This is a genomic window from Sphingobacterium sp. UBA1498 (assembly GCF_002325125.1).
Classification (GTDB): domain Bacteria; phylum Bacteroidota; class Bacteroidia; order Sphingobacteriales; family Sphingobacteriaceae; genus Sphingobacterium.
This window is the reverse complement of record NZ_DCRG01000005.1, coordinates 88,758-104,137: the sequence shown is the minus strand read 5'-3', so window position 1 is coordinate 104,137 and position 15,380 is coordinate 88,758. Positions and strand designations below refer to the sequence as shown.

At 45.8% G+C, this 15,380-nt stretch carries 10 protein-coding genes; all 10 read left to right on the top strand.

Translation table 11 applies throughout. From position 1 onward, the window contains the following. Nucleotides 1-8: 8 nt before the first annotated feature. The 10 genes from B3139_RS05345 (at nucleotide 9) to B3139_RS05300 (ending at nucleotide 15,372) form a co-directional block, all read left to right on the top strand. On the top strand, nucleotides 9-1,058 hold the full coding sequence (locus B3139_RS05345; RefSeq protein ID WP_293880537.1) for an HlyD family secretion protein: 1,050 nt from the start codon (nucleotides 9-11) through the stop codon (nucleotides 1,056-1,058). After that, entirely contained in the window at nucleotides 1,055-2,644 is a 1,590-nt protein-coding gene (locus B3139_RS05340; RefSeq protein ID WP_293880535.1) for an MFS transporter, read from the top strand. Before B3139_RS05345 ends, B3139_RS05340 begins: the two co-directional genes overlap by 4 nt. Before the next feature lie 103 nt (nucleotides 2,645-2,747). Further along, nucleotides 2,748-3,620: a helix-turn-helix domain-containing protein gene (locus B3139_RS05335; protein WP_293880533.1), complete on the top strand. Its 873-nt coding sequence runs from the start codon at nucleotides 2,748-2,750 to the stop codon at nucleotides 3,618-3,620. A gap of 184 nt (nucleotides 3,621-3,804) precedes the next feature. Then, entirely contained in the window at nucleotides 3,805-6,996 is a 3,192-nt protein-coding gene (locus B3139_RS05330) for a SusC/RagA family TonB-linked outer membrane protein (protein WP_293880531.1), read from the top strand. Nucleotides 6,997-7,017: 21 nt separating this feature from the next. After that, on the top strand, nucleotides 7,018-8,790 hold the full coding sequence (locus B3139_RS05325; protein ID WP_293880529.1) for a RagB/SusD family nutrient uptake outer membrane protein: 1,773 nt from the start codon (nucleotides 7,018-7,020) through the stop codon (nucleotides 8,788-8,790). 20 nt (nucleotides 8,791-8,810) lie between these two features. Next, entirely contained in the window at nucleotides 8,811-9,962 is a 1,152-nt protein-coding gene (locus B3139_RS05320; protein ID WP_293880527.1) for a glycan-binding surface protein, read from the top strand. Nucleotides 9,963-9,970: 8 nt separating this feature from the next. After that, nucleotides 9,971-10,957, top strand: coding sequence for a glycoside hydrolase family 5 protein (locus B3139_RS05315; protein ID WP_293880525.1), 987 nt, complete (start codon nucleotides 9,971-9,973; stop codon nucleotides 10,955-10,957). After that, entirely contained in the window at nucleotides 10,954-12,735 is a 1,782-nt protein-coding gene (locus B3139_RS05310; RefSeq protein ID WP_293880523.1) for an acetylxylan esterase, read from the top strand. Before B3139_RS05315 ends, B3139_RS05310 begins: the two co-directional genes overlap by 4 nt. A gap of 42 nt (nucleotides 12,736-12,777) precedes the next feature. Then, entirely contained in the window at nucleotides 12,778-13,947 is a 1,170-nt protein-coding gene (locus tag B3139_RS05305) for a glycosidase (protein WP_293880521.1), read from the top strand. A 30-nt stretch (nucleotides 13,948-13,977) separates the two neighbouring features. Further along, entirely contained in the window at nucleotides 13,978-15,372 is a 1,395-nt protein-coding gene (locus B3139_RS05300; protein ID WP_293880519.1) for an MFS transporter, read from the top strand. Nucleotides 15,373-15,380: the final 8 nt, after the last annotated feature.

The window sequence follows — 15,380 nt, the reverse complement described above, 5'->3', positions numbered from 1 at the left end:
CAACGATCATGAACAAAAATAAAACAGACAAAATTGTGGTCAGCCTAACCCAAGGATTGGGCATTGCATTATTCGTAGGCATAATGGTTTGGGCAGCTACCTATTTTTTAAAGGGGTATCGCTATGAGCAGACCAACGATGCCCAGGTAGATGCTTATCTCTCGCCCATAAACGCCAAAGTGGGCGGATACATCAGCAGGATAGCGTATAAAGACAACCAGCTGGTTAAAAAAGGGGATACCCTTGTCGTCATTGAACTGGACGAGTACGGACTGAAAAAAGATGCTGCATCCGCAGAACTGCAGAGTTCACAGGCCAAGTTACCCATATTGGCCGCAAGCGAAGAGACGCAACGTAAAAGTATTGCGGTAATCAAAGCGCAATTGGCCGGCGCTAAAGCCAGATTGCAGCAGCAGCAGAGAGAATTTGGGCGCTATAAAAATCTACTGGCAGATGAATCGACCACACAGCAAAAATTTGACAATGTCACTACCGCTTTATCCATTGCACAAGCTGATTATGATCAGGCGAATGCAGCTTTGCAGGTAGCCGAATCCAAATTGACTGATTTTAGCGCACAGCAGCAGGCGATACAGGCAGAGATAAAAATCAAGCAAACCCTGCTACAAAGGCAGCAGCTCGATATTCGATATACAGTTATTACGGCACCTTTTGACGGGCAGATCGGTAAAAAGACGATTCAGGAAGGTCAACTGATACAGCCCGGGCAAACCTTGGCTTTTTTGGTGAACAAGGCTGAGGAAAAGTGGGTGATGGCCAATTTTAAGGAAACACAGATCGGCAAATTCACCATCGGACAAGCCGTAGCTATTGAGGTGGATGCCTTTCCGAATGAGCGCTTCAAGGGTACCATCGAGTCGCTTTCGCCAACAACGGGTTCACGCTACTCGCTGCTTCCACCGGATAACGCTACCGGCAATTTTGTGAAAATCACGCAACGTATTCCGGTTCGGATTAAATTAACCGATACGCCTGAAAAGTTAGGAAAACTTTCTGCCGGAATGAATGCCAATGTATATGTTTTAAAAGCGGAATGATGCAAGCACATAACCTACCGATTTTCAGATCCTGGGTAGCTGAGTGGGTGGCGCGATCCGTCATATTTGCCATTCTGATGACCTGTTTATTTAGTTTCGCTTTCTACGGCAGTCCGGTTGCGGCAATGGGATTTTACGGCATACAGCCCACCGATGTACAATATGGCATGGTCGTTATCTATGGTTCTACCGTAGCATTCCTGGCACTCGACTTCCGGATAGTCAAATATTTTGCGCCGAGAAAATATTTGCTGATTGCCTTGGCCATAAATGCATTATGTTCGGTGGTCTGCTTTCATTTTAAAGATTGGACCGTGTTTGTTATCTGCCAGTTTTTGCAGGGGATTACCTGCGCATTGATGTCGGGAATTGTGTTGCAGCTTATCTTTCCAAGATTGCATGCTGTGCGCGCCCGGGTAATTGCGTATAGTCTTCTTTACGGCTGCATACAAATTGCTGTGCCGTTCTATGCCATCTACAACAGTGTGATGCTGTATTTCTTTGATTTTAACTGGCTATTTTACGGATTTATTGTCCTGCTCATGATCCTGGCAGGGGTGGTGTTGTTAACCATGAACAGTAAAGCCCGGTTTAGCAAAAAGATTCCACTGTATCAGGTGGATTGGATCGGCTATCTGTTTTATGTATCCTTCATTCTGCTGTTGGGATACATCCTGGTCTATGGGCGCCAATTGGGATGGTTGGATAGTTCGCTCATTTTGATGCTTAGTATCGGTGATTTACTTATTCTTTCGCTCTTGATCGTCAGAGCATCAAAACTCAAAAGACCCTTGATCAATTTACAGATCTTTAAGGCCAAGAATTTTGTGTTGGGGATATTCCTACTTGTTACATTCTACCTGTTCAAAGGAAGCACTGGGCTTGCTTATGGCTACCTGGAGGTAATTTTAGGCAATGATCCATTGAGCACCATTCCGATATGGACAGCTGTCATTGTGGGGACCACGCTGAGTATGTTTATTACTTCCCGATTTGTGCTGATGGGGTATAATCTGATCCGTCTGATTGTTGTTGGATTTGGAATCATGGCGATTTATTATGCCTATATGATCCTATTTGTGTCGGTACAGGGAGAGACGGTCGATTTTATGCTCCCCCTATTGATCTATGGTGTAGCCACAGGGGTGTTATTTGTACCGATTGTTTCCTTTACCACTTCATCAGCACCGCCGAAAATTGCGATCAATGCCTCACTTGTTGGGATATTGGCCAGGTTTACAGGTTTTACCCTAAGCCTGGCATTAAACAACGAACTACAATTAGTTGCAAAATCTGGGGTTCGGGAGAAGGTGCGGGAGGCACTGACAGAAACCAACCCGCAATTGCCGCTAACGATATTGGATATTCAAAGTCAATATATGCATGCCGGCAGCGATATGTCTACCGCAAAAGCAGTAGCTACAGGCTATTTTAATCAACTGATAGGGCATCAAATATTGGCCCGTGCTACCCGCGATTATTACGATTGGATGCTAACGGGCGTACTGGTGGTCATTGTTATTTTGCTGCTTTTACCACGAATTCAACGTGTTGTGTTGCGGTTAACAAAAGGAAATGTGCCTTAAAGCGGCCTATAAAATCGCAACGGCACTGGCTATTTTTTTATTCGAAAAAATAAACGACATTTATAATTGACGACGATAACCTTATAGACTAACAAGTAGACCAATGATATTACGCGAAGTTACACCACTTTCTGATAAAGACTGTTTCATGGTATTTGCCCGAGAGAAGTCTCGTTTTGATTTTCCAATTCATGTCCATTCAGAATTTGAGCTCAATTTCATTGAAAATGCGGCTGGCGCACAACGTATCGTAGGAGATAGTATAGAGGAAATCGGAGACCTCGAACTTACACTGATCGCCAATGCCAACCTCGAGCACGGTTGGTTTGACCATAAATGTCAGTCCACACATATTTCCGAAATCACCATACAGTTTCAGCCGGATTTATTGGGTGAAACGCTACTCAACAAAAATCAATTCCGTTCCATCAAACAGTTGGTAGAAAAGGCAGTGTATGGTGTGACGTTCAGTCTGCAAACCATTCGAGCGGTACAGGAATCGATCAAAAAGCTCGCCTATGAAAAAGATGGCTTCCATTCTGTGGTACGTTTGTATGATATCCTGTTTATTTTATCACAAGATGTACACATGCGCGAACTCTGCAGTCGTTCTTTTCACAGCAGTATCGGGCAGCACGATAGCCGACGTGTTGAAAAAGTATTACGCTACCTCTCCAAAAATTATCAGCAGGAAGTGTCGCTAGGTGAAGCCGCCGATCTGATCGGGATGACCGCTGTTTCTTTAAGTAGATTTCTAAAACAACGGACCGGCAGAACTTTTGTCGATACCTTAAACGATATTCGGCTGGGCCACGCCAGCCGGATGCTGGTGGATACAACACACAGCATTGCCGAAATTGCATTATTGTCGGGTTTTAACAACCTATCCAATTTCAACCGCACCTTTATGAAAAAGAAAGGAGCAACCCCTACAGATTTCCGGACTAAATACCGCAATTCTAAATTCTATTGGTGAGCCGAATGTATACATACGGCTAAAAAAATATAGGTTATACACTACTTTAAAAAGTTGTAAATGCTGTTATTGGTTTAAATAGCATGAGAAGAAGATAAAAAAGTATTAGCCTTGAGTGCCCATTGTTGTTAGTTTTGGAAGTAGTTAAAGCAATTTAAATAACCAATTTTAAGGGAACTCAAAAATGATCAAAAAAATCTTTTATGCCTGTATGGTTGCTGGCCTTACTCCGATGCTTACTTTTGCCCAAAAACTGCAGCTATCGGGACAGGTAATAAACCAACAGACCAATTTACCGATAGCCGGAGCAACGGTGCGCAACGGTGCAGGAAAAACTGCGCTGACAGACGAAAAGGGCAATTACCAAATTGAGGTCAGTTTAGGAGACAATCTGTATATATCGTTTCTGGGTATGGAGACACGCACGGTAAAAGTCACCGCGCGGCAGTCAATCAAGGTATACCTAAATCCAAAATCTGATGTGTTGGACGAGGTGGTCGTTATTGGCTATGGAACGATAAAAAAGAGGGACATGTCGGGATCGGTTGGCCAGGTAAAAGCCGATGATATCCTGGCCGGAAACCCGGCGCCAAGTATCAATCAGGCACTACAAGGACGGATGGCGGGTGTCACAGTCAACCAGAACGATGGGGCTCCAGGTGCTGGTGTATCCATTACCATCCGGGGGACCAACTCCTTTACGACCAGTTCGCAGCCACTTTACATTGTGGATGGCATTCCTTTTGAAACAGGGTCTACACCAGCTAGCTCGGCCAATAGCAATAATATGCAGACTTCAAATGCATTAGCCGCCATTAACCCCAATGATATCGCATCGATTGAGGTGCTTAAAGATGCCTCAGCTACCGCCATCTATGGGTCTAGAGGCGCGAACGGCGTGGTGATCATCACCACCAAAAGAGGCGAAAATGGCGTCGACAAGGTCGAGTTTACGTCAAATTTAAGTGTTTCGAAGTTGGGCAAAAAGATCAAAATGCTCGATCCCTACACCTATGCCAACTACATCAACGAACAGGCCATCAATAGTAAGAAATATGAAGGGCTGAATTATTCCACACTTCCTTATGCTGGAATATGGTCTTATCCGCAACAGGGCAGCTTTGACCACGGTACGTATAATCCATCCCCTGAAGATTTTTTGTCACCGGGATTGCGCACAGACGAACATGGAAACACCTCTATGGTGGAAGGTGCCGACTGGCAGGACGAAATCTATCAAAATGGCTTGCAACAAGAATATAATTTGAGCCTTTCGGGTGGAAGTGATAAAGGATGGCATATGATATCGGGTAACTACCTCAATCAGCGGGGCATCATCAAACGGTCAGACTATAAGCGTATTGCGTTTCGCGCTAATGTGGGACGAAAGGTGCGCAGCTGGCTCGAACTCGGATCAAATATAAACTATACCAACGGTACAAATAACTTCGCAAAATCGAATGCCTACGATTACGGGATTATACGTTCGGCATTGCTATTCCCGGTAACGTACGGTCCCAACATGTCTACGATCGAGTCCGATCAGCTCAATTGGCTGGCCTCTAATCCTGGGGTGTATGTCAATACGGCAAAAGATCAGCTCAAATCAAATATGATATTCACCTCTTCTTATGCCAGTGTAAAGATTTTACCCAATTTGACTTTTCGCCAGAATTTTGGTTTTGGCTATACCAACAACAACCGCAATACCTATTATAACCGAAATACCCAGGAAGGGCGTACACCACGCAATGGAATGGGCGGGCAGAGCGATAACTGGTATCAAAATTTGACGGCCGAATCGATCTTAACCTACGATAAAACGTTCAAACAGGACCATAATCTAAACGCTGTCGCCGGTTTTACCTATGAACGGGCAGACTATGGCGGCAAATCCATGAGCGCCACCAATTTTCCGAACGATATTACAGGAGAATTTAATATGCAAACAGCATTGAATCCGGAGGCGCTCATCAGTAATCGTGGACAGACAGCAATGGTTTCATTATTGGGACGCGCAAATTATTCGTATAAGGGTAAGTATATCGCTACAGCTTCCATAAGACGGGATGGCTCCAGCCGCCTAACTGTAGGGCAGCAATTTTCAAACTTTCTGTCTGGAGCATTGGCATGGCGTATGTCCGACGAACAGTTTATAAAAGACCTGAATTTTTTCAATGACCTCAAATTGCGGGTAAGCTATGGGCAGACCGGTAATCAAGGCGTAAATGCGTATCAAACAAAAGCGGTGTTGGGAGTGGCCAATTACCCCATCAATGGAAGTCTCAACAGTGGTTTTGCTGAGGTGGACTGGCGCGGTGCGCTCAATCCCAACCTGAAGTGGGAAGTAACGGATCAATTTAATGCTGGGGTAGACATGGCTTTTTTAAATAACCGGATTCAATTAACAGTGGATGCTTACTACAAAAAGACAAACGGTCTGCTGCAGAATATTCCAATCGGCAGCGATGTTGGTTTTAAGAATATGTGGATAAATTCAACTGGCAATGTCACCAATAAAGGGCTCGAAATAACAGGTAAATTTGCAGCGATAAATCGTGATCACTTCAAATGGAATATTGATGCCAATATTTCCTTCAATCGCAATGAAGTACAGGGGTTAAATGCAGACGCCTTTTCAGACAGGCTGTGGTACAATGCAGACAACATCTTCTTGCAGCGCAATGGCTATCCGATCGGAACAATATTTGGCTATGTGGAAGACGGATTTTATGATAATGAGGCAGAGGTGCGAGCAGAAAAAGTGTATGCCAATGAAAGTAACGGTCTGGTAACGTCCAAAATTGGAGAAATCAAATACCGCGACCTGAATGGCGACGGCGAAATTACGACTGCAGACCGCACGGTCATTGGCAATGTCAATCCCGATTTTGTCTTTGGTGTGACCAATAACTTGAAATATAAGAATTTTACGCTGGGCTTCTTCGTGCAGGGATCTGTAGGGAACGATATTTTGAATGCCAATCTGATGGATATGAAAATGGGAAACATTGGCAATATTCCCCAAAAGCTATACGATAGCCGATGGACAGCTGAAAACCCACAGGATGCGCGCTGGCCAAAGGCGGTGGCGGGTTATACACGGACCATGTTGACCTCCAACAGGTACGTCGAAAATGGTTCTTACTTGCGCCTCAAAAATGTCAATGTCGGATACACGTTCAATAATCCTTTCAAAGGTCTCAACGCGCTTTATATCTATGCGAGTGCGACCAATCTCTTTACGATTACAAAATACAGCTGGTTTGATCCGGATGTGAACGCTTTCGCAGGCGACCCTTCACGAAAAGGGGTAGATATCTATTCGTATCCGACGAGTAGAAATTTTTCGCTGGGCTTAAAAGCTGATTTTTAATATTCCTAAACGCTGATGATTATGTTGACCAAAAAAAATAAAACCTATATAACGTATGCACTACTGGCCCTATTGGGATTGCCGGTTATCGGGGGCTGCGCAAAAATGATTGAGGAGAAAAAATTTGATTTTATCGAACCCGAAAGTATTCCTGATTCTGAAACAGGGGCGGATCAGTGGGTAGCGGGTACCTACAGCAAGCTCTTAGATGATATGTTTCGCTGGAACGTTTTCCCTCCGGCACTCGAGTTTGATTGTGACTACATGTCGGGACCCGATTGGTCGTTCGGCAATTTGGGCGCGGGCAATTTCCAGAATAATGATTATACCAAAATGACCTGGGAAGGACCCTATAATCTCATTCACCGCGCCAACCTGGCGATCGAAAATATTACCCCGATGAAGACGCTGTCGGAGCCGGTAAAAAACAATGCAATCGGACAATTGAATTTCCTAAAAGCATATGCCTATTTTCTGTTGGTACGTGCATTTGGAGAAGTGCCCATTCACACGATCACCGTCAACGCTGGTGGGGATATCAATCAGCCGCGTCAGCCAATACCGACTGTGTATGCACATATCATTGACCTGCTTACCCAGGCCGAGACCATGATGTACAAAAATACAGATGCCGGTTTTCAGCCAGGGAGAGCCTCTGCGGGCGCTGCAGCATCGTTATTGGCAAAGGTATATGTGACAATGGGATCGGGTGCCTTGGCGACAGGTAATGTAAATGTCCGGGGCGGAGTTCCCTTTACGATGAACGGAACTGAAAAAGTGTTTACCAGTCCGGCGACATTTACAGTGAGCAAGAAACAGCTCGCTGGGTATGCGAGTTTGAATGCACAAGAATATTTTACCAAAGCGCGTGATAAAGCCCTTGAAGTCATCAACGGAAAGTATGGTGCTTATGCATTATTGCCTTATGACCAGGTGTTTTTGAGAGCCAACCGCAACAGCAGCGAAAATATCTGGACGCTGCAGTCGGTGGCTGGCAATGCAAACTACGGAGTACAATTCTCTGCTGGCTATACCGGCACTTATAATGCCAAAGGCAACATTGAAACCGGACTATGGTGGGGAATGCGGGACCATTGGTATAAACTCTTTGAAAGCAAAGATTATCGGATTGTGCGCGGAGTGATGCATCGATGGATCAGACAGGGCGGCGATGCCAGCTGGGGCGGGGGCTCTTATTACCCCAACAATGAAGAATGGACCCGTAAAGCAAAGGGATATACCAATTCGAGCGGTACTTTTGTGCCCCCCGAGGCTCCGTTCAACGATGGCGCAAATTATAGAAGTGAAAAATCAGCAGACTTCCTAGCCTATTTAACAAAATATGCGGATGTAAGTGACAATAAAATAGAACGAACAGATGCCGCCTGGTATTTCTTACGTTTTGCCGATGTCCTGCTAATCTATGCCGAGGCAGCCAATGAGGTCGAAAACAGTGGAGCAGCACGCGCCGCAGCGTTGGCCAAACTGAATCAGGTGCGCGAACGTAGTAATGCCACGCCACATCGCCTCACCGGAGATGGCAACATCGATAATCAGGTTGCATTCCGATCGGCAGTATTGGAAGAGCGTGCGATGGAACTTGCCCTCGAGGGAGACCGCCGGTGGGATTTGATTCGATGGGGCATTTATCTCGACGTCATGAACAGGATCGGCGGGGTAGATGAAGTTGGCGTACTAAAAAGCAGAACGGATAAACACTTGTTGTACCCGATCCCAAATACAGCGGTAGGGGTCAATACGAATATTACAACCAATAACCCAGGATGGAATTAATCCACTAGTCTTAGTAAATTATGAAAATAAATAAATCTACATATTTTAGCTTATCGTTGTTGGCACTGCTGACAGCGGGAGCTTCTTGTCAGAAAGATATTGTGAAATACGACGATAACTACGACAATCAGCTCACTTCAAACGGGGCACCTTCGGTACAGAAGATTTCTACGGCAGCGGATCTCCAAACGGCCATTACAGCTGGCGAACTGACCCAGATGATTGTCTTGCAGGGAGATAATCTGGCGCAGGTAAAATCAATCCGCTTTAACGATGTGGAAGTCGACTTAAAAACAATCTATGCCGTCCGCTCGCGCATCACATTGGCAGTACCCCGGGCCGTACCAGCGGTTGTCACGAATAAAATTACGGTAGTAACAGAAAAGGGATCAACCGAATTCCCCTTCGAGGTTAAGATTCCCAACGTCGTAATTGATGGCTTTTTTAATGAATTTGCCAGCCCGGGAGATACCACTATTGTGTTGGGTAAATATATGGATCTCTACAAATTGAATGAGACGGATGGGGAGTTTATGTTTAATAGCACGAGTATCAAACCAGTTAGGGCCACCAGTGATTCGCTGTATTTCGTTGTGCCGGCAGGCGCACCGGAAGGGGCTGTGATGACGCTGTCCAGCGATTTGATGGAAACACCCAAAAGTATTCGTTACCGCGACAGGGGACTTCAAATTGTCGATATGAATAGTTTATCGGACTTCATAACAGATGGCACCGCTACGGGTGATCCCAAACCGTTACCTGGTTTTGCCAAATTTATACGTTTCCATCAAAGCTCAGGCGCATGGTCCTGGAATCAATTCTTTTGGTCGGGTTTTGATATGCAGGATGCGCAGATAGTTGCCAATCCCAAAGATTATGAAGTACATTTTGAAATCAATACAAAAACGACGGCTCCAATTAGCGTGGGTAATTTTATTATGGATGGCGGACGCAGCCAAATGCGGTGGAATTTAGCAGCAAACGGCTCTTTCAATACCTATGGAAAATGGAAAACGGTACGGCATCCGCTGATCGAATTTTTTAAAGATGATGGCCAGCCAAATGGATCGTATTTGCAAATGGGCTGGAACAACTTTGTCTTTGTTTTTCAGCCAACTGCTGAAACTAACGACGACTTTAGTATCGTTAATATTCGTATTGTTAAAAAATAGGAGGCCGGTTGAAAAGATATGTTTACCCCATGCTGCTGGTAACTATGTTGCTGGCACTGGCTTGCCGATCGGCATGGAACAGTCCACAAGCAGATGATAAAACAGTCGTTGCCCAACACGGTCAGCTCCGGGTGTCGGGTACAGCACTACTCGATGCACACGGCGATACCCTGGCGCTCCATGGCGTAAGCTTGGGCTGGCACAACTGGTGGCCCCGCTTTTATCAGGCGCAGACCATTGACTGGCTTCAAAGAGACTGGAATATACAGGTTGTCCGCGCGGCTATTGGTGTAGAGCCTGATCAGGCGTACTTACAAAATCCCGAGGCAGCGCTGAAGCATCTATATACCGTGATCGATGCAGCAATAGCCGCGGGCATATACGTCATTATTGATTGGCATGCACATCAGCTACATCCGCAAGAGGCCAAGGCCTTCTTTCGCACCGTAGCGCAAAAATATGGAAGTTATCCAAATGTCATTTATGAAATATTTAACGAACCCACGGAGACAAGCTGGGACGAAATCCAAGCCTATGCAAAGGAAGTAATACCTGTTATTCGGGCCATAGATCCAGACAATATCATTTTGGTGGGCTGCCCAAACTGGGATCAGGATATCCATCTTGTCGCCGATAACCCCATCCAAGGATTTACTAACCTGATGTATACGGTACACTTCTATGCAGGTACACATCAGCAGTTTCTTCGCGACCGTGCCGACTATGCGCTGGCCAAAGGTATTCCAATTTTTGTGTCGGAATGTGCGGGGATGAATGCCGACGGTAACGGACCGATAGACCAAGAGGAATGGGCAATCTGGAGGGAATGGATGCATCGCCATAAACTCAGCTGGATAGCCTGGTCTATCGCGGACAAAAATGAAAGCTGCTCCATGATTGCGGATGAACAGGTGCCAGCATATGGCTGGTCGGAAAGCCAGCTCAAACCCTGGGGAAAAATGGTGCGACAAGATTTAAAAAGAAACAATAAATGAGCAACGTTGTAAAAACTGCACTGCTAATGCTGCTGTATGGTACGGCAGCATTAAAAGGTCACGCGCAGCAGCAGGCTAAGAATAGTATGGCCCATAATGTTGGTGCCAATTGGAAGTTTCATGCAGGTGAAGGCAAGGACAGCAGCTGGAACGCAAAAAACTATCGGGATCAACATTGGGCAAGCGTGGTTTCTGATAAACCGCTCAAAGAGCAGGGGCAACTGTTACAACTGGGTTTTGGCTGGTACCGCAAGCAACTGGTCTTTCCGGCGCCGATGCAGCAAAAAATTGCCGAGGCAGAAGGCGTGCAAATCGACCTCGGTCAATTTGCAGCCTGTGAAGAAGTGTATGTCAATGGAATATTAGTCGGTAAAACGGGGGAGTTTCCGCCTAATTTTGCCGGCTACTTTGATCAGCAACGTCGGTATTTTGTTCCCCTGGAAGCACTTGATCTTACCGGTGACAATGTGATTGCCATCAAATTTTTTGATGGGTGGAGCCCCAATGGCGGCTTCTTGAATGCAGCTGTAATGACGGTAGAGCCCGCTTCAACAGTCGATAAACTTAAGCTGAAAGTTAACGTACAGGATGACGATTATATTTTTCTGGGTGAGGATAGTATCGCCATAGCACCGACCATAGAAAACAAAGGTAAAAAATCACTGCGTGCAACCGTCAGGATTGTAGTGACCACGGATGCGTATAAACCGGTCAAATCGCAAGAGTTGAAGATCGATATTCCCGCACATGCGACAGCTACCATGGGTACCTTTGGGTTAAAAAATGCCGAGCCGGGATTTTACCGCTACAAGGTGTCTGTGGAGATGGATGGGGGCCAAAAGCTGGAAGAGCAGGTGAACGTAGGTTATGAGCCCGAAAAGATTGCTTCGCCGAACGATGAAGCAGCAGATTTTGATACATTCTGGAAGGCCAATAAAGCGCAGCTCGCTAGCGTACAGCCAGATTATCAACTGATGCTGATTCCAGAGCAGTCCAAGCTCGATTATGAGATGTACCACGTATCCATGCGCTCGCTGGATAATGAACTGATCATGGGCTACTACGCTAAACCTAAAAAAGCAGGAAAGCACCCCGTCATTGTGGAGTATATGGGCTATGGGTCAAAACCCTATTTTCCGAATCAAAGCTGGGATGGGTTTGCCTATTTTGTACTTTCCATCCGCGGACAGGCATTGAATGAGAAGTCCAATCATTTCGGTACCTGGTTTACCTACGGGATAGACAATAAAAATACGTATTACTATCGCGGGGCATTTATGGATGTGCTGCGTGCGCTGGATTTTGTCAGCTCAAGGGATGAAATCGATGGGGAGCGTATTGCTGTGCGCGGATCAAGTCAGGGAGGCGCATTGTCGGTCGTAGCCGCATCGCTGGATACTCGTGTAAAGGCATTGGCCATTGGTATTCCTTTTTTATCCGATTTTCAGGATTATTTCAAAATCGCACCCTGGCCAAAATCGGATGTGGATCATTACCGGGCACAACATCCGGAGGTAAGCTGGAAAAAGGTGTACCAGACGCTTTCCTATTTCGATATTAAAAATCTGGCCAGCCGAATCCGTGTACCATTGGTCATGGGCATTGGCGTGCAGGACAACGTTTGTCCGCCACACATCAATTTTGCCGCTTACAATCAGGTGAAAAGTGAAAAATCATGGATGGCTTTTCCGCAGCATGGACATAGCACCGGGAATGCATTTTACGAGGCTGGATTGGACCTGTTTAGACGCACCCTCCAAGTTGGAAAAGAAAGATAAATCAAACATACAGAAGAACTTACTTTATATTTAATTCGAATCATGAGTACATTATTTGAACAACGTCTTAAAGACGTTGAAGCAGATTACTTTGCCCTATTGGAAAGAAAAAACTACCCAGTGAAGGACAGCAACGGCATTTATCAACGCTATCAGAATCCGGTCATTACGGCGGCGCATACACCGCTGTTCTGGCGATACGACTTAAACGAACAGCGCAATCCATTTTTGATGGAACGATTTGGTATCAATGGAACCTTTAATGCCGGTGCGATCAAATGGAACGATAAATACCTGTTGGTCGTACGGGTCGAAGGAAATGACCGCAAGTCTTTCTTTGCCATAGCAGAAAGCCCAAATGGAATCGACAATTTTAAGTTCTGGGATTTTCCGGTCGATCTTCCCGAGACGGACAATCCTGATACCAATGTCTACGACATGCGTTTGACGCTGCACGAAGACGGCTGGATTTATGGTATTTTCTGTTCGGAACGGAAAGATCCGGCAGCACCTTCCGGCGATTTATCTTCGGCCGTGGCGGCAGCGGGAATTGTACGGACAAAAGATCTAAAGCACTGGCAAAGGCTACCCGATTTGATCGCCAAGAGCCAGCAGCGCAATGTGGTGCTGCACCCCGAATTTGTCGACGGAAAATATGCCTTATATACCCGCCCTCAGGATGGGTTTATCGATACTGGAAGTGGTGGTGGAATCGGATGGGCACTGGTGGATACGATGGAGAATGCGATTGTAAGCGAAGAAAAAATTATAAATCATCGGTATTATCACACCATCAAGGAGTTAAAAAATGGCGAAGGGCCCGCACCCATAAAAACGCCGAAAGGCTGGTTGCACCTCGCGCATGGCGTCCGCGCATGTGCTGCTGGTCTTCGCTATGTCCTGTATGTTTATCTGACAGATCTCGCTGCTCCGGACAAACTCATTGCTGAACCTGCCGGCCATCTGATGGCACCAATGGGCGAGGAACGCGTCGGTGATGTTTCAAATGTACTTTTTAGCAATGGCTGGATAGCCGATGACGATGGAACAGTTTATCTTTATTATGCCTCTAGTGATACCCGCATGCACGTGGCCGTATCTTCAATCGAAAAACTAGTGGATTATTGCTTGTCTACAACAGCGGATGGCATGCGGTCAAAAACATCTGTCGAGACGCTGGTAAAGATTATTTCGAAAAACTTAAACCAATAAAATGTTTAAATTTATCGCAAAACGAGAATAATGAGTAAAACGGAACATATTACATTAAAGGAAAAAATCGGTTATGGGCTAGGGGATGCCGCTTCGTCCATGTTCTGGAAATTGTTTAGCATGTACCTGATGTTTTTCTATACCGATATCTTCGGGATGGAAGCAAAAGTGGTGGGCACCATGTTTCTGGTTACACGTGTCTGGGATTCTTTGTTTGACCCTGTTATTGGTGTGCTGGCAGATCGTACGCAGTCTAAATGGGGAAAATTCAGACCCTACCTGCTGTATGTAGCGGTACCCTTTGGCGTCATTGGGGTGTTTACGTTCTACACGCCAGCACTGGCGGAAAGCGGCAAGCTGCTGTATGCATATGTGACATATTCGATCATGATGATGGTCTATTCAGCCATCAATGTACCTTATGCTTCTTTGTTAGGGGTAATGAGTGCGTCGCCCAAAACCAGAAGTGTATTGGCCACTTTCCGAATGACTTTTGCCTATCTCGGAAGTTTCGTGACGCTATTGCTCTTCAATCCAATGGTCAATTTTTTTAGTGGCTACAACACGCACATAGAAGCGCAGCAGCAGGGATGGGTGATGGCTGCAGCGGTTATTGCGCTCTGCGCCGTCGTTCTATTTCTGCTCTGCTTTGCTTGGACGCGTGAACGGGTTCAGCCGGTAACGGATACCAAAAGTAGTCTCAAGCAGGATATCAAAGATTTATTGAACAACAGTCCCTGGTGGATTTTATTGGGAGCAGGAGTTTCAACATTGGTATTCAATTCGGTTCGCGATGGGGCAGCACTTTATTATTTCAAGTATTATGTCCACGAAGCGCATTATGGTAAAATTGTGTTGCTGAATATTCCCTTTGTGTTGAGTGGCCTTTACCTGGCATTGGGTCAGATCGCCAATATCATAGGCGTAGTTTTGGCGGCTCCATTGAGCAATAAAATCGGGAAGAAAAATACATTTATGTTAGCTATGCTCGTGGCAACAGGAGGTAGTATCGTATTCTATTGGCTCGATGAGAGCCAGATTTGGGGAATTTTTGGCCTGCAGATCGTGATCAGTAGCTGCGCTGGAACAGTGTTTCCATTACTGTGGTCTATGTATGCCGACTGTGCGGATTATTCGGAGTTGAAGACAGGCAATAGGGCAACAGGTCTAATCTTTAGTTCGTCGTCGATGAGCCAAAAATTGGGCTGGGCGCTCGGGACAGCAGTAACCGGCTGGTTGCTTGGCTATTTTGGCTTTCAGGCCAACCAGCTGCAGTCGGAGGAGACGCTGAGTGGAATAAAAATGTTTTTGAGCCTATTTCCAGCCATAGGAACAGTATTGTCCATTGTGTTTATCAGTCTTTATCCGCTGACAGAGAAAAGGATGCAAGGGATTGCTGCACAGCTTGCAGCGCGTCGCACGTGATCCAAAGA